Source organism: Kribbella sp. NPDC006257, from assembly GCF_040613535.1.
Lineage (GTDB): Bacteria > Actinomycetota > Actinomycetes > Propionibacteriales > Kribbellaceae > Kribbella.
In genome coordinates this window covers 137,597-157,923 of sequence record NZ_JBEXSJ010000020.1, presented here as the reverse complement: position 1 = coordinate 157,923, position 20,327 = coordinate 137,597, and the positions used below count along the sequence as shown (strand labels likewise).

General features: G+C 68.8%; 21 protein-coding genes. 7 read left to right on the top strand and 14 right to left on the bottom strand.

All coding sequences use genetic code 11. The annotated features are described in order from the left end of the window. The first annotated feature begins 437 nt into the window (after window positions 1–437). Entirely contained in the window at window positions 438–1,295 is an 858-nt protein-coding gene (locus ABZ004_RS24240; RefSeq protein WP_355682999.1) for an MOSC N-terminal beta barrel domain-containing protein, read from the top strand. 90 nt (window positions 1,296–1,385) lie between these two features. Further along, on the top strand, window positions 1,386–2,576 hold the full coding sequence (locus ABZ004_RS24235) for a M1 family metallopeptidase (RefSeq protein ID WP_355682997.1): 1,191 nt from the start codon (window positions 1,386–1,388) through the stop codon (window positions 2,574–2,576). Here ABZ004_RS24235 and ABZ004_RS24230 read toward each other — a convergent pair. After that, the gene (locus tag ABZ004_RS24230; protein ID WP_355682995.1) at window positions 2,573–3,349 is read right to left on the bottom strand and encodes an MBL fold metallo-hydrolase; all 777 of its coding nucleotides are present in this window, start codon (window positions 3,347–3,349) and stop codon (window positions 2,573–2,575) included. The genes ABZ004_RS24235 and ABZ004_RS24230 overlap by 4 nt on opposite strands. Before the next feature lie 70 nt (window positions 3,350–3,419). On the opposite strand from ABZ004_RS24230, the gene ABZ004_RS24225 reads away from it, so the two are divergent. After that, window positions 3,420–4,358 carry a helix-turn-helix domain-containing protein gene (locus tag ABZ004_RS24225; RefSeq protein WP_355682994.1) on the top strand — a complete coding sequence of 313 codons (939 nt, stop codon included), beginning with the start codon at window positions 3,420–3,422 and terminating at the stop codon, window positions 4,356–4,358. 53 nt (window positions 4,359–4,411) lie between these two features. On the opposite strand, the gene ABZ004_RS24220 is transcribed toward ABZ004_RS24225, so the two are convergent. The 4 genes from ABZ004_RS24220 to ABZ004_RS24205 form a co-directional block, all read right to left on the bottom strand. Further along, window positions 4,412–4,672, bottom strand: coding sequence for a hypothetical protein (locus tag ABZ004_RS24220; RefSeq protein ID WP_355682992.1), 261 nt, complete (start codon window positions 4,670–4,672; stop codon window positions 4,412–4,414). Between the two features lie 101 nt (window positions 4,673–4,773). Beyond that, entirely contained in the window at window positions 4,774–5,613 is an 840-nt protein-coding gene (locus ABZ004_RS24215; RefSeq protein ID WP_355682990.1) for a hypothetical protein, read from the bottom strand. A gap of 44 nt (window positions 5,614–5,657) precedes the next feature. After that, complete coding sequence (locus ABZ004_RS24210) at window positions 5,658–6,596, bottom strand: CAP domain-containing protein (protein WP_355682988.1); 939 nt, start codon at window positions 6,594–6,596, stop codon at window positions 5,658–5,660. Between the two features lie 187 nt (window positions 6,597–6,783). After that, a complete protein-coding gene (locus ABZ004_RS24205; protein WP_355682987.1) occupies window positions 6,784–7,635 on the bottom strand; it encodes a CAP domain-containing protein in 852 nt (283 codons plus the stop codon). 135 nt (window positions 7,636–7,770) lie between these two features. On the opposite strand from ABZ004_RS24205, the gene ABZ004_RS24200 reads away from it, so the two are divergent. Next, window positions 7,771–8,016 (top strand): hypothetical protein, encoded by a 246-nt coding sequence (locus ABZ004_RS24200; RefSeq protein ID WP_355682985.1) that lies wholly within the window; start codon window positions 7,771–7,773, stop codon window positions 8,014–8,016. On the opposite strand, the gene ABZ004_RS24195 is transcribed toward ABZ004_RS24200, so the two are convergent. Beyond that, a complete protein-coding gene (locus tag ABZ004_RS24195; protein WP_355682983.1) occupies window positions 8,013–8,675 on the bottom strand; it encodes a GNAT family N-acetyltransferase in 663 nt (220 codons plus the stop codon). The two genes, ABZ004_RS24200 and ABZ004_RS24195, sit on opposite strands and share 4 nt — an antisense overlap. A gap of 109 nt (window positions 8,676–8,784) precedes the next feature. Then, window positions 8,785–9,912, bottom strand: coding sequence for a GNAT family N-acetyltransferase (locus ABZ004_RS24190; protein ID WP_355682981.1), 1,128 nt, complete (start codon window positions 9,910–9,912; stop codon window positions 8,785–8,787). 165 nt (window positions 9,913–10,077) lie between these two features. On the opposite strand from ABZ004_RS24190, the gene ABZ004_RS24185 reads away from it, so the two are divergent. Then, window positions 10,078–10,893, top strand: a complete 816-nt coding sequence (locus ABZ004_RS24185; RefSeq protein ID WP_355682979.1) for a DeoR/GlpR family DNA-binding transcription regulator — start codon at window positions 10,078–10,080, stop codon at window positions 10,891–10,893. Window positions 10,894–10,903: 10 nt separating this feature from the next. On the opposite strand, the gene galK is transcribed toward ABZ004_RS24185, so the two are convergent. Continuing rightward, window positions 10,904–12,034, bottom strand: coding sequence for a galactokinase (gene galK, locus ABZ004_RS24180; RefSeq protein ID WP_355682977.1), 1,131 nt, complete (start codon window positions 12,032–12,034; stop codon window positions 10,904–10,906). A gap of 137 nt (window positions 12,035–12,171) precedes the next feature. Beyond that, on the bottom strand, window positions 12,172–13,215 hold the full coding sequence (gene galT / locus ABZ004_RS24175; RefSeq protein ID WP_355682976.1) for a galactose-1-phosphate uridylyltransferase: 1,044 nt from the start codon (window positions 13,213–13,215) through the stop codon (window positions 12,172–12,174). A 130-nt stretch (window positions 13,216–13,345) separates the two neighbouring features. On the opposite strand from galT, the gene ABZ004_RS24170 reads away from it, so the two are divergent. After that, window positions 13,346–14,653, top strand: a complete 1,308-nt coding sequence (locus ABZ004_RS24170) for a hemolysin family protein (RefSeq protein WP_355682975.1) — start codon at window positions 13,346–13,348, stop codon at window positions 14,651–14,653. Here the strand turns inward: ABZ004_RS24170 and ABZ004_RS24165 are convergent, their stop codons facing one another. From ABZ004_RS24165 to ABZ004_RS24150, 4 genes are read right to left on the bottom strand one after another with little or no spacing between them, the layout of a single operon-like run. Next, window positions 14,654–15,949: an MFS transporter gene (locus tag ABZ004_RS24165; RefSeq protein ID WP_355682974.1), complete on the bottom strand. Its 1,296-nt coding sequence runs from the start codon at window positions 15,947–15,949 to the stop codon at window positions 14,654–14,656. It lies immediately after the preceding gene. Then, window positions 15,946–16,548 (bottom strand): helix-turn-helix domain-containing protein, encoded by a 603-nt coding sequence (locus ABZ004_RS24160; RefSeq protein WP_355682972.1) that lies wholly within the window; start codon window positions 16,546–16,548, stop codon window positions 15,946–15,948. Before ABZ004_RS24160 ends, ABZ004_RS24165 begins: the two co-directional genes overlap by 4 nt. Before the next feature lie 57 nt (window positions 16,549–16,605). Continuing rightward, window positions 16,606–17,793 (bottom strand): serine/threonine-protein kinase, encoded by a 1,188-nt coding sequence (locus tag ABZ004_RS24155; RefSeq protein WP_355682971.1) that lies wholly within the window; start codon window positions 17,791–17,793, stop codon window positions 16,606–16,608. A 35-nt stretch (window positions 17,794–17,828) separates the two neighbouring features. After that, window positions 17,829–18,656, bottom strand: a complete 828-nt coding sequence (locus ABZ004_RS24150) for an alpha/beta hydrolase (protein ID WP_355682969.1) — start codon at window positions 18,654–18,656, stop codon at window positions 17,829–17,831. Between the two features lie 145 nt (window positions 18,657–18,801). On the opposite strand from ABZ004_RS24150, the gene ABZ004_RS24145 reads away from it, so the two are divergent. Beyond that, entirely contained in the window at window positions 18,802–19,185 is a 384-nt protein-coding gene (locus ABZ004_RS24145; RefSeq protein WP_355682967.1) for a YciI family protein, read from the top strand. Between the two features lie 47 nt (window positions 19,186–19,232). Here ABZ004_RS24145 and ABZ004_RS24140 read toward each other — a convergent pair whose 3' ends face one another. Next, complete coding sequence (locus ABZ004_RS24140) at window positions 19,233–20,222, bottom strand: BadF/BadG/BcrA/BcrD ATPase family protein (RefSeq protein ID WP_355682965.1); 990 nt, start codon at window positions 20,220–20,222, stop codon at window positions 19,233–19,235. Between the last annotated feature and the right edge of the window lie 105 nt (window positions 20,223–20,327).

Below are 20,327 nucleotides of genomic sequence, written 5' to 3'. Positions count from 1 at the left end.
CAACTCTCCTCACCCCCCTCACCGCACCCCCCCCCGGTGGAGAGGCGGCGGCCTCCGCCTCAGCGGTGGTGGAGGGGGCGGGCGCCCCCGCGCCGCCCGCCGCACGCCGGGCGGCTTCGCCGGCCCTGTCCGCTGGTGCGGTGGGAGTGGCGCTCGCCGAGCGGAAGGTTTTGCGGGGGAAAGGGTTTGGGAATGTGGTGTTGGTGGCGGGGGTGAACGGGGTTCCTGAGTTGAGTGAGGTGGGGCGGCGGGGGCAGCCGCCGTATGAGGTGGTGGGGTTGGGGGAGTTGGCGGGGAAGGCTGAGCCGTTGACGGATGCTGAGGGGTTCGCCTCGCCGGCGGCTCCGGCGGGGACCTTCGGGAGAAGCTGACAGGGGGCTGTCAGCTTCTGCCTTTCGGGGCGGCAGAGAGGGCCGACGGCGGGGTAGTTTTGCTCGGTGTCCTCAGCCAAGGTCTCCGAGCTGCGCTACTACCCGGTGAAGGGCCTGGCCGGGGTTTCGGTCGAGCAGGCCGTGGTGACGCCGACCGGCCTCCTGCACGACCGCGTCTTCATGCTGGTCAACCCCGACGGCACCTTCATGAGCCAGCGCACAGTCCCCGCGATGGCCCCGCTCCGAGTCTCCATCGAGGGCGACAACCTAAACCTCTCCGCCGACGGATCCGAAGACCTCGCAGTACCGATCCAGTACGACGGTAAGCGGCGCGACGTGAGCCTCTTCAACCACTGGTTCGGCGACGCCATCATCCAGGACCCGGCTGCCGACGCCTGGTTCTCCGAGCGCCTCGAGCGTCCGACCGCGCTGGTCCGGGTGACGCCCGAACACGACCGACCCGGCTGGGGCGTACACAAAGGCCAGACCGGCTTCGGTGACGCCCACGCGCTGATGATCACCTCGCACGCGTCACTCGACGGCCTGAACGCACGGATCGTCGAGCGCGGCGGCGACGCGATCCCGATGAACCGCTTCCGCCCGAACCTCGTAATCGCGGGTTGGGACGAGCCGCACACCGAGGACCGGGTGCTGCGGGCGTCGGCAGGCGAACTCGAGTTAGGCTACGCCTGCCGTTCGATCCGGTGCGCCGTGCCGACGGTCGACCAAGCCACAGGCCAGAAGACGGGCCCGGAGCCGACCCGCACACTCGCGTCGTACCGGCGGCAACCCGACTACGGCGGCGGCGTGAGCTTCGGGATGAAGGCGTCCGTGCTCAGCCCCGGCACGATCCGGGTCGGCGATGAGATCTTGGTACACGATTGGTTGCCGGACGGTCCTGACCCGGCGCCGCTGACTCGATAACCTGCGAGCGTGCGTCTGCTGCTCACCCTTTCCTTGCTCTCAGCACCTTTAACCGTTGCTACCAGCAATGAAGAACCCCTGCGGTACGACGTGCAGCTGGCCACCGATGCGGCCGGCGTCAGCTGGACCGGCCGCGAGCAGGTGACCTTCACCAACACCTCGTCGGCGCCGCTGCCCGAGATCTACCTCCGGTTGTGGGGAAACGCCTGGGACGGCTGCACCTCGTCGCCCGTCAAGGTGACCCACTTCTCCGGTGGCACACCCGGTACGCCGACCGTCGCGTGCACCGCCTTGCGGGTGACCCTCGCCAAACCGGTTGCCCCGGGCAAACAGTCGTCGGTCGCCTTCGAACTCACCGTCACCGCACCGAGCCGGGCCGAGAAGTTCGGCCGCTCAGGGGCCTACAACTACTTCGGCAACGCGTTGCCGGTGCTCGCCCATCGCGACGCGGCCGGCTGGCATCTCGAACCGGATGTCGGGATCGGCGAGAGCTACTACGCAGCGGCCGCCGACTTCGCCGTACGGCTGAATCACCCTGCGAGCCTGCAGGTGCCGGCGACCGGAACGCAGTCGGGCGGCCTGATCACCGCCAAGCAGGTCCGCGACTTCGCTTGGGCCGCTGGGCCGTTCGAACATTCCGAGGTGACCTCACCCGGTGGGGTGAAGGTCCGAACGTGGTGGACCTCCGTCGTGACCGCGGGTGCCGTCGCCGCCGCGAGGACGGATGCGGTCGCGGCGGTCGACGACTTCGGCCGGCGGTTCGGGACCTACCCGTACGGCGAGCTCGATCTCGTCCTGAACGACAAATGGGGCGCGTTCAGCGGCATGGAGTATCCCGGCTTCGTGCTGCTCGTCGCCCCGCCGTACGGAGAGAGCGCCGCCGTCCACGAGGTGGCGCACCAATGGTGGTACGGCATCGTCGGGAACAACGAGTACGCCGATCCGTGGCTGGACGAGTCGTTCGCCGTCTACTCCACCGACCGTTTCGCCGGTGACACCAAGCCCGGTTGCTGGCCGGGCGACCTCGGCACATCGTTCACCAACTCGATGGCCTTCTGGAAGACCCACCCGAACAGCTACGGCACCTACGTCTACACGTACGGCGCGTGCATGCTCCACGATCTCGAACGCCTGCTGGGCAGCACCGCGATGAGCGCGATGCTGCGGACCTACGTGCACGACCATTGGTACGGCATCTCCACTCCAGCAGCCTTCAAGCGTGCCGCCCAGTCGGCCACAGCCGTCGACCTGACAACCTTCTGGGCGACTCACACGCGCTAGAGATCCAGGGCGACGCCGGGGACCGGGAGGCGGAGACGATCGGCCAGGTTGGCGGTGGTGAAGGCTTTGGCCAGCAGCTCAGGACCTTCGGTGAAGTGCGCCCAGCCTTCGGTGTGCACCGGCACGATCGTGGCCGGCGCCAGCACGCGGGCTGCTTCGACGGCCTCCTCGGAGGTCAGCGTGAGTGTGGCGTCCAGCAGCGGAGTCCGAGCGGCCCCGGCGAACAGGAGCGCAACGTCGACCGTGCCACCTGGCACGCTGCCGGCTTGGAGCCGGTCGGCCAGTTCCTTCACGAGGTCGACCGAGGCGTTGTCGCCGGAGACGTAGACGGTCGGGAGTCCGTCGCCGGTCAGCAGGAAGCCGGTGACGATGCCGGTCTTGGGTTCGCAGCCCTCCGGACCATGCCGCGCGGGCAGGCCAGTGACCGTGAGTACGCCGCCACCGGGCCGCGGCACGTCGATAGATTCCCAGTTGGCCAGACCGCGGACGCCGGGGATCCGTTCGGCCGCATCCGTGGTCGAGAGAACCAGCGGAACCGTCGCCAGCAGCTCCCGGCCCAGGTCGTCCAGGTTGTCCTTGTGCTGATCGTGCGAGAGCAGCACGGCATCGATCGGCCCGAGCTCGGCCGGCTCCAGCGCCGGCCCGGTCAGCTTGGTCATCACCCGCCCGGGCAACTGGTAGTCCCGGGGCTGGTCGAAGGCAGGATCGGTCAGCAACGAGAGGCCGCCGAGCGTGATCAAGGCGGTCGGCCCGCCGACATGAGTGATTTTCATGGCTTCATCCTGCAAGGCCCGCGGCGAGCTCACCATTGGCCCGAGGGACACACTTCCCTAAGATCGGGCCATGCGTTCGGTAGCGGTTCTCGCGTTCGACGGGATGAGCCCGTTCCACCTCTCGGTGCCTTGCCTGGTGCTGGGCGACCGGCTCGGCGACGCCCAGTACGACGTACAGGTATGTGCCGAGCAGCCGGGTCGGCTCGGCACCAACGCAGGGTTCGGCCTGTACGTCGAGCAGGGGCTGGCCGTGATGGACCGTGCGGATGTGGTGATCCTGCCGAGCTGGGATCCGGACGTGGAGCCGTCCGACCGCCTGGTCGAGGCGATCCGGGCCGCGCATGGGCGAGGTGCGACCGTGGTCGGTCTGTGCCTCGGGGCGTTCCTGGTCGCGGCGAGCGGGATCGCGGCCGGGCGCGAGGTGGTGACGCACTGGCGCTGGGCGGATCGGCTCGCCGCGCGGTACCCGGACCTCGACGTACGGGCCGACGTGCTCTGGTCCGACGTCGGCGATCTGCTGACCTCGGCCGGTACGGCGGCGTCGCTGGACTGCTGTCTGCATCTGGTTCGCACCCACCACGGCGTGGAGTTCGCGGAGCAGTTGGCCCGGACGATCGTGGTTGCGCCGTACCGGAGCGGATCGCAGGCGCAGTACATCCCGGTCCCGCTGCCGCCAGATCCCACCGACGACGTGATCGAGCGCGCGATGGTGTGGGCCAGGGCCCGGCTGGATCAACCGATCTCGCTGGACGAATGGGCGGCCGCGGTGGCGCTGTCCCGGCGGACCTTCACCCGGCAGTTCCGGGCCAGGACCGGGAACAGCGGGCAGGCCTGGTTGCTCCGCCAGCGACTGGATCGCGCGCGGCTGCTGCTGGAGACCACCGATCACCCGATCGAGTGGATCGCGACCGAGAGCGGCTTCGGCAGCAGCGCCGCACTGCGGCACCACTTCCATCTGCTCCTCGGCACTACGCCCCAGCGGCACCGACAAGAGTTCGCGGCGAGCTAGAGGAGGAAGAGGAGGTGCAGAGCGTGGGCGGCCCGGCCGGGGCTCGCGGCGGGCTAGAGGAGAAGCAGCAGGGTGTAGAGGGCCGGGGCCGCGAAGGTGATCAGGAGGATCCAGGCCATCATCTTGTGGCCGGGTTTGGCGCCGTCCAGAGACGAGGCGAAGTGGACCACCGCGCCCTCCTCGGTGTGCCGGCTGAGGCCGACCCGGCGGGCGTCTTCCGGCCGGGGATCGGGGCGCTCGTCGGCCAGCGCGTCCGGCGGGATGCCGTAGAGCGCAGGTCTGGCCGCATCGAGATCGTCCCGCTCGCCAAACATCCGGCCTCCCGCAAGGTGGATGGAACTTCACCCCATGGTCGCACCAAACACCACAACAGCGGCCCGATCTCGCCGAGCCGCTGTTATTGGTAATCGACCCGCTACTGGAAGTCAGCCACCCAAGCAACCCGGGTGCGGTCACTGCAGAAGATGACGACGCTGCAGCTCCTGTAGTCCTTGGTGTCTCGGCCAACGCCCAACTCGTGCAGACTGCAGTCGAACAGCGTGCCGGAGTTCTCGTTCTTCAGCTCGTCGAATGCGCCCTGCGCAGACATGTCGTCGCCGACGGCCGCAGCCTCTGATCCACTGGAGCTGGAGTCGTTGTTCTTGGCGCGGCTGTCAGCCTCGTTGCCGGCGTTGCCGCTCAGGTTGCTGTTGCGGTTGAGCGGCGCGCAGCCGTGCTGAACTCGCGCGTCGTCGATCAGCGAGAACAGTTGCTGCTCGTCGCCGTCCATGCTGCCGTCGTCGGCCGGTGGTTGGCTCGTCGGCGGCTTGCTGGGTACCGACGTCGGCTTCGGCCCGTGGGAGGCGGCCGTGCGGGTCGGTTGGCCCGGCGTGTCCGGGTCGCCCGGGCGGTCGGTCGGCACGGTGGTCGGGTGGTCCGACGGCGTGGTCGTCGGGTCGTCGCCCGGCGTCGGCGTGGCGGTCGGCGTACGGGTCGGCTTGGTCGCCGTCGCGCCCGGTGTGGGCTTGACCGACGGCGTGCTGCTGGTCGCCACGACCGGTTCGTTCGAGGCGTCGGGGTAGGTGTCGTCGTCGCGGGTGACGTACGGGATCGACGCGTCCGCCTGGTCCGACTGCGGTTCGTGCAGCAGGATCCAGGAGATCGGGGTGATCACCAGCATCACGGTGCCGATCGCGACCATCGTCCGCTTGACGCGGGAGGGCGATTCGGCGGCCCTGCGACCGCGCCGGGCACGGCTTGCACCGGGTTCTGACATTGTCTGCTGTTCCCTTCACGGTCGCCTCCCCCGAGGCGAAGAGGTCAGTTCCGGCCGAAGTCCTGCACCCAGCTACCCGGTCCCCATTCGGGCTTCACCTGACCCGGGTCGTACCCGATGCCGATCTTGGTGAACCTGCAGTTCAGGATGTTGGCCCGGTGCCCGTCGCTGTTCATCCAGGCGTTGAACACCTTCTGGGCGGTGCTGTAGCCGGCCGCGATGTTCTCGCCCCAGCCCGAGCCGCGCCAGCCGGCCGCGGCCATCCGGTCACCCGGGTCCTGGCCGTCCGGGTTCGTGTGGTCCATGTAGTGCCGGCGGACCATGTCCGACGCATGACTGCCGGCCGCCTCGACCAGGCTGTCGTCCAGCGACAGCGGGCCACAGCCCTGGTTGCGCCGGGCCGCGTTGGTGAGGTCGAGCACCTCGCGCTCGGTGGAGCTGGTGCCACCGCCACCGGGCGGCGGAGGCGGCGGCTCGTCCGGGGTCTTGGTGGTCGTCGGTGTCTTCGTGGGTGTCTTGGTCGGCGGCTTCGGGTACGTCGTCTTGCCGCCGCCGGTCGCCGTGCGCGGCGCGGCCGGCGTGACGGTCACCGTCGTCACCTCACCGGGCGTCGACGGTCCGCCGCTCGGTGTGTTGCTCGCGGTCGACTCGGCCGACCCGAGCTGCGGCGTACCGGTCGGGGTGATCGTGGTGACGACGCCGTTCGGCAGCGTCGCGGTGACGGTGACCTTCTTGCCGGGCTGCTTGCTCGCGGCCGTGCTGGTGTCGTCGACCGCGGCCGGGCCGGCGTTGTCCTGGGAGATGTTCAGGACCTTGGTGTCGTCGGCGACGGCGGAACCGTCGTGCTTGCTGACAAGCCAGACCACCGGTCCGATGGCCAGCAACACCGACAGCGCGCTGACGATCGGGCCGATCAGGCCGCTGCGCTTCTTCGGCGCAGCTCGTCTGCCGCGGTGTCGCCCAGGGGTTGGCGATTCCGTCATGGGTGGGCGAGTCCTCTTCAGTTTCGTCGTACCGGAAGTCCGTCGTTCCCGTGCGTTCGTTGCCAGGCCCCCCTGGTTACCGAACAGTGACCCTAACCGATCGGCAAGGTCACTGTTACAGATGTGTGAACTGTCTTAACGATTGCCGAACGTTGAACCAGGCAAAGGCGTTGAACCAGGGAGAGGGTCAGCCGCCGAAGTCCTGGACCCAGCTGCCGTTGCCCCAGTCGGGCTTGACCTGGCCGCTGTCGTAGCCGATACCGATCATCGTGTAGGAGCAGTTGAGAATGTTGCGGCGGTGTCCCTCGCTGTGCATCCAGCCGTCCACCACGGCCGCCGCGGTGCTGTAGCCGACGGCGATGTTCTCGGCCATCGAGCCGCCCTTGAAGCCGGCGGCCTTCATCCGGTCGAACGGGCTGCGGCCGTCCTGGCTGTTGTGGTCGAAGTAGTGGTGCACGACCATGTCGGTCGCGTGCAGGTCGGCGGCGCGGGTGAGTGCGCTGTTGGTGCGCAGCGGACCGCAGCCTGCCTTGGCGCGCTCGTTGTTCGTGAGCTGCAGGACCTGGGCTTCCTTGGAACCGCTCGGTGCCGGCGGTTTCGTGGTGGGCTTCGTCGTCGGGGTCGGCGTCTTGGTGTGCGTAGGCGTCGGCTTGGGAGTGCGGGTCGCGTTCCGGCTCGGTGCCGTGGTGGAGCGTGTCGGCGTCGGCGTCGCACTGGGTTTCTTGCTCGGCGTCTTCGACGGTGTGTTGCTGGGCGTCGCGGTCGGAGCCGGCGTCGTGTCGTCGACCGGGGGAGTGGACACCTCGTCGGTCACGACGGTGAGCGGATCGTGCTGACCGGTCGCGACTGGGTCCTTGGTGTCACGGGTCACGTACCAGCCGCCGGCGATCACCAGGCTCAGCACGGCCAAAGCTCCGATGATCGGCGCGACCACGCCGCGCTTGCGCCGCCGATGACCTCTGGGCTCGTCGCGGTCGTAGTCGTCGGGGCCCAGGTTCGAAGGAACAAAGGGGTTCTGGTCGTTGGGCGGGTTCGTCACGCGAGGGACCGTAGCGGATCCGATCGGCGACCACGACCCTTCATGCGAACCTGAACTCGGCATTGACAAACCTTTGACGTAGCGCGGATCACGTACTGTGCCGGTCCGGAATACGATGAGGAGTTGCTGTGCGCCTTGTCGTTGGTGCAGGACCGGTCGGTACGGCGGTCGCGGAATCCCTTGCTGAGCAGGGCGTACGAGAAGTGGCCGACGCTCGGCGAGTCATTGATCAAGACCGCCAGCGGCGCGCTGCTGCTCACCACGGGCAAGCTCTCCGCGTACGGCGTACCCACTCATCCGATGACCGAGCAGGACGAGGACCCGGTCGGCACTGATGAAGCTCTGCGGGAGACCGTCACCCACCTGAAATGGGCGGTCTAGGCAGAGCGGGCGATCACGATGTCGGCGATGACCTTCCAGCCGAGGCTGCGGTAGAGCCGCAGGCCGTCGATCGAGGCGATCAGGATGCCGCGCTTGGCGCCTTGGGCCGCCGCGGTCTCGACCAGCGAGGCCATCACCGCGCTGCCCAGACCGCGTCTTCGGTGCGCCGGATCGGTCTCGATCCGGTCCGCGACCGCGTCCTCGCCGACCACCGCCATCCGCCCGCTCGACACCACCCCGCCGTGCAGGGTGGCCCGGGTGATGATCAGGTCGTCCTCGATCTCGGTGCGCAGCGTATACCGCTCGTTGACCGTCAGCGCGGGTTGCTCGGACAGCTGGATGGTCATCAGCCAGTCCTGTTCGCGCTGCACCTCCAGCCCGAGGTCCTCGAGCTGGTCGACCCGGGCCTCGCGGTCGTCGGTGGCCAGCGTGATCCAGCCGGCGCCCCGGCCACCCCCGGCGTTCAGGGCCAGCTCGGCCGCCCGCTCCACCCGCTCGGGTTTGTCGTCGGCGTCCAGTACGACGTACTCCATGGCGCGGTTCTCCTCACCCGCGCGCACGGTCAGGATCCCGTCGTTGTCGTCGTCGACCTTGGTCCAGCCCCGCGATACAGACCACCCGGCCTGCCAGCGGCGGACGAGTTCCTCACGATCTCTCACTCGTCGATTCAACCAGTCAGAACGTCGCACGGCGAGGGGAACAGGTGTCGGATGACACCGATTCGTCGCATTGTGCGACGAAGTGGGGGTACGGATCGTTGCCATACCCTCACTTTGTGTGCTCTTCGCGCAGGAGATCGAAGCAGAGCAGGTTGTCGTAGGACCCGTCCCGGCGTGGGCTCGCGGCACGCGCCGTACCGGTCAGGGTGAAGCCGTTCGCGACGGCGACCCGGGCAGAGGCAGTGTTGCCTTCGGCAGCGAACAGCATCAGCCGGCGCCGGCCGAGGCCGCCCTCCTCGATCGGCGTGAACGCGTGCTTCGCCGCGAGCCCGACAGCAGCGGACATCACACCGCGCCCCCGTGCGTCCGGGTGCGCCCAGTAGCCGACCTCGCCGACCGTCGCGTCGATCCGGTTCTTCAGGTCGAACACGCTGACGTTGCCGAGCAGGTCGTCGGTGACCGGATCGGCGATCGCCCAGGAGACTCCTTCGCCGCTCGCGAGGTTCTCCAGCCGGCTCTCGATGAAGCCTTCGGCGTCCTCCAGCTGGTACGGCGACGGCATCCCGGCCAGCCAGTGCTGGGTCCGCTCGTCGTTGCACGCCTCCATCACCCGCTTGGCATCCGAACCGCGCATCGCGCGCAACCGCAGCCCGTCACCCTCGAGCGTCGGCCTCTGCCACCAGTTCCCGGCCGGCTCGGCGGCATCGTCGCGACTCCGGGTGGCGATCCACTCGTCCTTCCGTACGCCGCGCGCGAAGCCGCCGTCGGGAACCTTCACCAGGCCGCGGAACCCCGCCTTCCAGGCGACCCGGCGCGAACCCCAGTTGCCGACGTAGGCGCGCCAGATCACCCGGGTCCAGCCCTGCTGCTCGAACGCGTAGCCGACGGCGAGGTTGAGCGCCCGCGTCATCACCCCGCGACCGCGGGCCCACGGCGCCACCGCGAACCCGACCTCACCGACACCGCCGCCGGTCGGGCGCAGGTCGATCGTGCCGGCGTACCGGCCGTCGTACTCGATCGCCCAGCCCCAGGAACTGCCGTCGCGCCAGCCCTGTGGGATGAACTCGGTCAGGTAGTGGACCGCGTTCTCCCGCTCGTACGGCACCGGGATGGTGGTCCAGCGCTGCATCTCCGGGTCCTGGCAGACCTCGTACGCCGGGTCCACGTCGTCGCTCGTGTGCGCCCGCAACGTGACCACGTCATCACGCAGTACCGGAACATCCTCAGGGAATCGCATACCCCAGCCTCCCAAGCCCCACGCCGGGCGGCAATCACATTTCCGCTGCACACCACATAAACTGCCCCTCCCTCCGCCTTCCTTCGCTTCGCTTTCCTTCCCTTACACCACACAAACGAACGTTTTCGCACTGCTTTCCTGGACATCAACCTTTAGGCTGTGACTGTGAGTGCAGCTGGTAGTGCCGAAGCGTCCCGCGGCCGGGGCGGTCAGCTCGCTGCCCAGCGGCAGGCGACGATCGTTGCCGAGGTCAACAGCAGGGGTGCGATCACCGTCGCCGAACTGGTCGAGCGGTTCGGCGTCTCGGACATGACGATCCGCCGCGACCTGGACGCGCTCGACTCCAGCGGCCTGCTGCACAAGGTGCACGGCGGCGCCACCTCGGTCGGCCTGCGCAGTGCGCACGAGCCCGGCTTCGACGCCAAGCTCACCCAGGAGTCGGCCGCCAAGCACGCGATCGCCGCCGAAGCCGCCCGCCGGGTGCAACCTGACAGCGCGATCGGGATCGGCGCCGGCACCACGACGTACGCGCTGGCCCGGCAACTGCTGCGGGTCGAGAACCTCACCGTGGTGACGAACTCGGCCCGGATCGCCGACGTGTTCCACGGCAACGGCCGGTCGGACCGGACCGTCGTCCTGATCGGCGGCATCCGTACGCCGTCGGACGCGCTGGTCGGCCCGATCGCCACCGCAGCCCTGCAGTCGCTGCATCTCGACCTGCTGTTCCTCGGCGCGCACGGCGTCGACGCCGAACACGGCCTGAGTACGCCGAACCTGATGGAGGCCGAGACCAACCGCTCCTTCATCGCTGCCAGCCGCGAGGTGATCGTCGTCGCCGACCACACCAAGTGGGGCACGGTCGGCCTGAGCACCTTCGCCGGCTGGGGCGACCTCGACGTCGTCGTCACCGACTCCGGCCTGTCCACCGCAGCCCGCAAAGCCATGCGCGACACCAACTGCGACCTCGTCATCGCCTCCTGAACCGAGGCTGTCAGCTCAGGCGGGAGGCTCCCGGTGAGGGGGTGGCGGCGAGTGAGCTTGGCGGGGTGAAGTCGTTCTCGGCGAAGGCTTTCTCGATTGCGGCGAGGGTCGCGTCGGCAGCGTCCGCCTCGACCAGCGCGATGATGCAGCCGCCGAAACCGCCGCCGGTCATCCGGGCACCGAGTGCGCCTGCGGCGAGGGCAGCATCGACTGCCACGTCCAGCTCGGGCACGGTGATCTCGAAGTCGTCGCGCAACGACACATGCGACGCGGTGAACAACGGACCCACATCGCGCAACCGGCCCGCGTGCATCAGCTCGACGGCTTCCTCGACCCGGCGGATCTCGGTCACCACGTGCCGCACCCGACGGCGTACGACGTCGTCGGGCAACTGCGCCAGCGCCTCGTCCAGCTTGCCGAATTCGACCGACCGCAGAGCCGGTACGCCGAGCTCGGCCGCGGCCTGCTCGCAGCTCTTCCGGCGCGCCGCGTATTCACCGTCGACATGCCGGTGCGGTGCCTTCACATCGACCACCAGCAAGGCGAGTCCGTCGGCTGCCGGATCGAAGGGGATCTGATCGGTCGACATCGCGCGGATGTCGAAGTACAGGGCATGGCCGGCGGTGCAGCACATCGACGCCATCTGGTCCATCAGGCCGACCGGCGCACCGACGTACTGGTTCTCCGCCTTCTGCGCGAGCCGGGCGACCTCGCCGGGGTCGACGTCGATGCCGCGCAATCCCAGCAGGGCAACGGAGGTGGCGCACAGCAGGGCGGCCGAGGAGGACAGGCCGGCGCCCGTCGGCAGGTCGGAATCGACCAGCAGGTTCGCACCGCCGATCGGGTAGCCGGACTCACGCAGTATCCAGGCAGCGCCTGCCGGGTACGCCGCCCAGCCGTCCACCGAGCCAGGTGACAACTCGTCGAGCGCGAACTCGATGATGCCGTCCTGCCCGCTCGTCGCCACCGCGAACCGGCCGTCGGTCCGGGCCGCCGCGGTCACCACGATCTGGTTCGGCAACGCGATCGGCATCACCAACCCGTCGTTGTAGTCGGTGTGCTCCCCGATCAGGTTCACCCGCCCCGGCGCCCGCCAGGAACCCTCGGGCTGACTACCGAAAACAGTTGAAAAGCTGGTCATGAGGCCTCCTGGCCTGGACTGAGGAGTGGAGGGAGCGAAGCGACCGGAGGGACGAGGGAAGGACGGGAGTTAAGCCTCATGACCCGCCGAGCCGGAGGCGAGGCCAAAAGCACTGCCGTAAATCTCCGCGAACTTGCTCACGAACCGACCTTTCGCAATGTCTCGGCCACGTCTTCGGGCTTGGTGTCGGAGATGAAAGCACCCATCCCGGATTCGGAGCCGGCCAGGTACTTGATCTTGTCCTTCGTACGTCGGATCGACAGCACCTCGAGGTGCAGGTAGCCGAGTTCGCGGTCGATCCGGACCGGGGCCTGGTGCCAGGCGGCGATGTAGGGGAGCGGGTCGCCGTACAGGCCGTCCAGCCGGCGCAGGACGTCGAGATACAGCTCGGCGAAGTCGTCGCGCTCGGGGCCGGAGAGTTCGGAGAGGTCGGCGACCTGGCGGTGCGGGTAGAGGTGCACCTCGACCGGCCAGCGGGCCGCCTCGGGGACGAAGGCGGTCCAGTTGTCGTTCTCGGCGACGACCCGGGTGCCTTCCTTCCGCTCGGCGGCCAGGATGTCGGCGAAGAGGTTGCTCCCGGCAACTTCCTGGTGCTCGCGGGCACGGGCCATCAGGGTCTTGATCCGGGGCGGCAGGTAGGGGTACGCGTAGATCTGGCCGTGCGGGTGGCTCAGCGTCACCCCGATCTCCTCGCCGCGGTTCTCGAACGGGAAGACGTGCTCGACGTCCGGCCGGGCGCTCAGTTCCGCGGTCCGGTCGGCCCAGGCTTCGACCACCAGCCGGGCCTGGCCCTGGGACAGGTCGGTGAACGACTTGTTGTGGTCGCTGGTGAAGCAGACCACCTCGCACCGGCCGGGTCCGGAGAACGACGGGAAGCGGTTCTCGAAGACGGCCACGTTGTAGTCGTGGTCGGGGATCTCGGTCGGGTTCTCCGGCTTGCTGGCGTCCAGCGGGCACTGGTTGGCGGGCGGGTGGTAGGTCCGGGTGTTGCGGTGCGTGGCGTAGGCGATCACGTCACCGGTCAGCGGGTCGGTCCGGAACTCGGCCTGCGGCTTCGGCTCCGGCAGCCCGCGGGTGTCCTCGCGGGGCACCCGGACCGGGGCGTCGGCCGGGTCGTAGTAGATCAGTTCCCGGCCGTCGGACAGTTTGGTGTCCGTCCGTCGCGCACCACGAATCGTCATGGAATGATCATAAACCAACAGATTCAAACATGCACCAAAGAACCCCGGGCCGGTACGCTTGATCGATGGACAGCGCCCAACCATCGCGTCCTCTCACCGGTCAACGGAGAGGGCGCGCGATCTACCAGCCATGAACGAGACCGTTCTCAACATCGTTCTGATCTTTGTCTTCGTGCTGATCGGCGGCGTCTTCGCGGCCGCCGAGATGGCCCTGGTCTCCCTGCGGGAGAGCCAGCTCAAGTCGATCGCCCAGCGCGGCAGACGCGGCGAGACGGTGGCCCGGGTGGCCGCCAACCCGAACCGGTTCCTGTCCGCGGTGCAGATCGGCGTCACCTTGATGGGGTTCCTGTCCGCCGCCTTCGGTGGCGCGACGCTGGCCGACGGGTTGTCGCCGAAGCTGCAGCAGCTCGGCCTGCCCGAGTCGGTCGCGGACACCGTCGCGCTGATCCTGATCACGATCGCGATCTCCTACGTGTCGATCGTGATCGGTGAGCTGGCGGCCAAGCGGCTCGCCCTGCAGCGGGCGGAGACGTTCGCGCTCGGCCTGGCGCCACTGGTGGACCGGATCGCCTCGATCGCCCGGCCGGTGATCTGGTTGCTGTCGCGGTCGACCGACCTGGTGGTCCGCGCGCTCGGCGGCGACCCGAACGCGAACCGCGAGGTGATGTCCGACGAGGAGCTCCGCGACCTGGTCTCGGCGCACGAGTCGCTCGGCGAGGAGGAGCGCCGGATCGTGGACGACGTCTTCGAGGCCGGCGGCCGGCAGTTGCGCGAGTTGATGCTGCCGCGGACCGAGGTGGACTTCGTCGACGCGGAGATGCCGGCGTACAAGGCGGTCAAGTTCGCGGCCGAACGGCCGCACTCGCGCTATCCGGTGATGAACGGCTCGGCCGACGACATCGTCGGGTTCGTGCACGTGCGGGACCTGTTCGATCCGGCGGTCGCCTCGCGGTCGGTCCGGGTCGGCGACCTGGCGCGCGACGTACTGATGCTGCCGGACACCGCGAAGCTGCTGCCGACGCTGACCGAGATGCGCCGCCGGAGTACCCACCTGGCGATCGTGCTCGACGAGTACGGCGGCACGGCGGGCATCGTCACGATGGAGGACCTGGTCGAGGAGCTGATCGGCGACATCAAGGACGAGTACGACGACGATTCGACCGAGACGACCCGGCTGCGCGGCGGCGACATCGAGGTCGACGGGCTGCTCAACCTGGACGACTTCGCCGACGAGACCGGGGTGGAGCTGCCCGACGGCCCGTACGAGACGGTCGCCGGCTTCCTCGCCGCCCAGCTCGGCAAGGTCCCGTCCGTCGGTGACGAAGGCGCCGTCGACGGCTACAAGATCACCGTCCTCGAGATGGACGGCCGCCGGGTCGCCCGCGTCCGCGTACACCGCGTCGAGACACCCGAAGAAACCCCGCCTCACACCGACTGATCACCTTGCATCTGAAGAACCTTGGGTCAGGACCTCTGGTACTTCGGACGCAAGCGGCTCTTCTGGTTTGAAGCTTTCGGCGAGGAGGTGGCGTTTGGCGAGCACGGCCAGGCCGCCGAGGAAGAAGCCGAGGCCCTGGACGACGAGGACCGGGATGACGCCGACAAGATCGCCGAGGATGCCGGCCGCAATGGTGCCGACCAGGACCGCGAGCCCCTCGGCGGCGAACAGCGCGCCGAACACCCGGCCGCGGGACGTGTCGTCGGTGAGCCGCTGGAGCACTGTCATCATGCCGGCGATCAGGAAGGCACCGGGCACGCCGACCAGGATCATGCAGACGAACGCCGGCCCGACGCTGTGCCAGACCAGCGGATAGCAGAACATCACCAGATCGATCAGCCCGAACAGCACCGCCCCGGCGCCCCACATCTTCGCCGCCGCGAACCGCGATCCGACCGCCGCGATCAGCCCGCCGACGATCCCACCGACCGCCTGCGACGAAGTGATCAGCCCGTACGCCGTGCCGTCGCCGCCCAGCTCCGAACTGACGAAAGGCGCGAACAAGGTACTCATCGCGCCCTCGCCGACGCCGGTGACGAGCCCGAACACGAAGACCAGCCGAAGCGCCGGACCGGCCACGCAGATCCGGAGTCCCTCCACCCACTCGTCCTTGATCCGCTGGATGGCGCCGGACGTCTTCTCGACCACGATCTTGTTGCCCCGATGCCGTACGCCGACCAGCAACCCCATCGCGGCCAGGTAGGTGGCCGCATCCACCAACGCCAGCAGGGGAATTCCGCCGAGTGCCGCGAGCACACCACCCAGTGCGGCGCCGATCAAGCGCGCGATGTCGCTGGACTGGCTGTTCAATGCGTTCGCCGTGACCAGCTGGCGTGACTCGACCAGCAAGGGCACCAGTGATTGCTCAGCGGGCCGGAAAAATTGCTGCAGGCAACTTTCTGCGAGCACGACCAGGTAGACCAGCCAGATCGCATCGGCGTTGTGGACCAGGAGCAAGGGCAGCAACACGATCGCGTGCAGCAGGTTGGTGACGATCATCGTGCGGCGCCGGTCCCAGCGGTCGACGAAGACGCCGGCCAGTGAACCGAGCAGGAACAGCGGCAGGAAAGAACAGAGCAGCAATCCACCGGAGGCCAGGGTCGATCCGGTCAGGTCGTACACGTAGTACGCGAGGCCGATCCGCAGGATCCAGTCCCCGGTGAGCGAGATCAGCCCGGCGCTGAGCACGAGCCGGTAGTCCCGCTGCCGCGCCAGCACCTCCCACAAGTTCTTCACGGCGTCTCCTCAGGTGAGACCGTCACGATGCGAGTGATGTCGACCAGCCGGCTGCCCGGCGGGCGGCTGGCCTTGTCATCGATCGGCCGCTCGTCGATGTACCGCTGCAGCAACCCGCTGATCTGGTCCTCCAACTCGGCCAGCTCCTCGCCGGTGAGGTAGATCCCGGTATGCCCGATGCCCGCGTTCTCCCACCAGATCGGCTCTTCCACCGACCGCCGCTGCTGCCAGTCGGCCAGCGCACCCAGGGCCCGCTCGGCGAGCAACTGCTCCAGTACGTCGGCCGCGGCGGCACCCTCGGGCGTGAGGCTTGCCTCCCGCCACGATTGCGAAGTGGAGACGAGCCGCCACGGCCGCTCGCGGTTGTCCTTGCCCGGTGCGGGTTCGACGAAGTCGTACTTCGCCAGCTGCCGCAGATGGTGCGAAGCCAGTGCCTGGCTGATCCCGAGCCGGCGGGCCGCATCGGCCGCGGTCAGCGGACCCTCCTTGCCGAGCAGTGCCTGCAGGTCCAGCCGCACCGGATGAGCCATCGCCCGGATCGCGAGTGGATCTTCGAGTAGCCGCCGACGGCGCGGGTCGTCCGCTGATTCCAAAGACATGCTTGGAATATGCGTCGCACAGCGGCCGATGTCAAGCCTTTGCTTGGAATGGCCCGGTCAGGGCTTCGGCGGCTTCTTCTCGGGCTTGTCCTTCGGCTTCTTCGAATGCTCCTTGGCCGGCTTGTCCTTGGAGACCTGGTGGGACGGCGGCGCAACCGAACTGTCCACCCGTTGGTCCGGCCGGCTCGTGGTCGCGACGGGCGAGGGTGGCCGGGAAGTACGGACGGTCGGCGGAGGCGTCGTACTCGGAAGAGGTGTCGTGCTCGGTGTCGGCCGGATCAGATCGGTCGACGGGAACCTGTCGAAATCAGGCCCGGTCAGTACTGCGAACGCCACCGCCGCGGTGCCGGCGGCCACTGCCGCGACAGCAGCCAGCAGTTGGCGCCGGGAGCGGAGAACAGCCGCCGGAACGGTCGGGGCCTCGTCGGTGTGCAGCGCGGCGAGTGGAACGAGCGCGGCTCCGGAGGCGATCTCGACGGCGGTCGGCCGGTCGTCAGGATTCTTGGCGAGCATCCGGAACAGCAGAGTTTCGCAAGGTCCGGCCAGGTCGGGCCGAAGCTCGCTCGGTGGGACGGGCTCGGTCTCGACGTGCTGGTACATGATCGAGGCCGGCTCCTCGGCCTGGAACGGCGGATGGCCGGTGACCAGTTGGTAGAGCACGCAGCCGAGTGCGTAGATGTCCGAGGCGGGTCCGGCCGGCCGGCCGAGCGCTCGTTCCGGCGCGAGATAGTGGCTGGTCCCGACGACCTGGCCGGTCGCGGTCAGGGTGGTCGTCGTGTCGGCGACGAAGCGGGCGATGCCGAAGTCTGCGACCTTGACGGTTCCGCGGGCATCGAGCAGCAGGTTCCCGGGTTTGATGTCGCGGTGGACGATGTCGTGCCGGTGCGCCGCAGCCAGGCCGGCCGCCGCCTGCCGGACGATGTCGACGGCTGCCTCGCCGGCGAACGGACCTTGTGCCCGGAGCTCCTCGGCGACCGACCGGCCTTCCACCAGTTCCATCACCAGGAAGTAGCCGTCGTCGTGCTCGCCGAAGTCCAGCGCGGCGACGACATGCTCGTCGCTCAGCAGCGCCGCGGCCCGAGCCTCCCGCCGGAAGCGCGCCGCCGCCAGGTCGTCGTGACGGGTCGGCAACAGGAACTTGATCGCGACGGCCCGCCCCAGCAGTTCGTCCTCGCCGCGGTACACCTCGCCCATCCCGCCGCGGCCCAGCGGCGGGCCAAGTCTGTAGCGATCAGCAACCAGCATTAGATATCGGTACCCACCGCGGCGCAGGCCAAGCGTCAGAATTGTCCGGCGAGCCAGGGGAGCATGGACGCGGCCTGGCGGATGAGCGTGAAGTGGCTGGCGCCGGGGGTGAGACGGAGCTCGGCGGTCGGGCAGTGGGCGGCCAGCCAGGCGCCGTGGGTGGCCGGGATGATGCCGTCGCGGTCGCCGTGCAGGAGCAGGATCGGCGCCTTGATCGCGGCCGGATCGCAGCCCCACGGGAGAACATAGGAGACGTCGTCGTCGATCTGGCCGTAGGGGCCGGCGTCCAGGCCGTGACTCGCCACCGATCCGAGCCAGCCCCACTCACCTTCGAACAACGCGTAGTCGTCCTCGGTGAACTCAGGGTCGTACTCCACTCCGGAGGCCTCGTACGCCGCCTTCGCCTCCCGCCCGTCGAGGGCTGCCCGGAGCGCGGCGGTGCCCGACGGAACCATCCCGCCGAACCAGTCGAGTCCCGGTACGCCGTACGGGGCGATCGCGGCGAGCGTGGCGGCGGCGATGACGCGATCGCGGAGGGTGGCGGCGCAGCCGAGCGCGTAGGAGCCGCCGCCGGAGTACCCGGTGACGGCGAACCGGTCGATCCCGAGTGCGTCGGCGACGGCCGCGGCGTCGTACCCGACCGAAGCCATCGTGCGACCGGGCGCCGGTGACGAGCCGCCGTACCCGGGGCGGTCGAAGGAGACCCAGCGGAGGCCGAGGCGTTCGGACTCGGCGAGCAGGGGAGCGGGTGGGGCGCCGAGGTTGGGGGTGCCGTGGTTCCAGAAGACGGGCAGGTTGCCGGTCCCGCTGTCGTAGACGTGCAGCGTGCGGCCGTCGGGCAGCTGGAGGTCGGTCTCTTTCATGCTGGTCACCTTAGGTTCGTTCCGGTCGGTCAGCCGGTACGTCGAAGGTGCTCCCGGGTCGTCGACATTCTGGACGCTTTGTCGAGAAGGCGGCGTGCGGTGCGACCTCTGGTGCGAGGATCCATCCGACCGAAAGGACCTGATCGTGAAATACCTGTTGCTGATCCACAGCAATCCCGTGACCTGGGGGCACCCCTCCTTCCTGCACACGGAGGAGGGCATCAAGTTGCCGAAGTCGGCGCGCGAGGTGCTCGCCGCGCAGCTGGACGACCTGATCGCCGAGCTCAAGGCGTCCGGCGAGCTGCTCGCACTCGAGCCGCTCGAGGAGCCCGGGCGGGCCAAGGTGGTCCGGGTCCGCGAGGGCGTCCGCGCGGTGACCGACGGACCGTACTCCGAGGCCAAGGAACAGCTGGCCGGCTTCTTCCTCCTCGACGTCGCCACCCCCGACCGCGCCGAAGAAATCGCCGCCAGCATCCCCGAAGCCCAGTTCTACGCCGTAGAACTCCGCCCCATCGCGAACCTCGGCTGACCTCTCTGTACTACGGAGTGCCTGGCGCTCCGTAGTACAGAGCCGTACTAACTGACCAGCCGTGCGTGGTTCTCCGTGGTGGCGAGGGCCGGGTCGAGTTCGGCCAGGGCGAGCCAGGTGGCGCCGCCGACGCCGTCGCGGGCGGTCCGGACCTCGCCGTGGAAGTGTTCGTGAATGCTTTGCCGGAGCAATCGGCCGACCGGAGACGATTCCCCCGCGACACTGCCGGCCAGCACCAACGGGCCGTTGTCCGACGTTGTCCGTAGCCGGCTGACCGTTTCTGTGAGCAGTTCGGCTGCGCGTTTCACCAGCGCGTGGGCGGTCTTGTCGTTCTGGTCGTACGCCGTCACGACCGTCCGGGCCAGTTCGGCCAGCAACACCGGCGGACGGGCATTCACGGTGCGAATCAGGTCGTCACGGAGCCGGTCGTAGCCGACACGCTCTGCATCTGCGGTCTCGTCGCGGTCCGGCAGGACGGCTTTCACCACCTCCTGGCCGAGCAGCCCGATCGGCTCGCCGAGGTCGAGAGCGCGCAACAGACTGCGCAGCGCTTCGCGGCCGAGCCAGAACCCGGAGCCGTCGTCGCCGAGCAGCCAGCCGTGCCCGTCCGCGGTCCGGACCAGCCGGTGGTCGCGGACCAGGCCGGCCGCGCTGCCGGTGCCGGCGATCAGCACGGTGCCGTCAGGCTCCGGCGTACCGGAGGCGAAGGCGACCTCCAGGTCGCCGATGAAGTCCGGCTCGCAGATCAGTCCGGCTCCGCTCCAGGCCGCGTCGAACTGCGCCTTGACCCCAGGGTTGGACAGCGCGGAGCCGCCGGCCGCGCCGATCACGGCGGTACTGACCAGCCGCGGATCGATGCCGTCAAGGGCCTGGTGAATGGCCTGTCCGAAGTTGGCCGCGGCGCTGGCCGGGTGGCTGGTCGGATTTCCGCCGGCGGCGGCCCCGCGCCCGATTACGTTGCCTTCATGGTCGGCGATCACGATCCGGGTGGAGGTGCCGCCGAGGTCGCCGCCCAGGACCAGTGCGGACGCTGGCATCAAGACCACTGGTTCCCCAGGTGCGGGGACCGGGCGTTCGAGCGACATAGGCGGTGCTCCAAACTGCTCAGAAGAGGCTAATGATGAACAACAACGAGCAAGGTC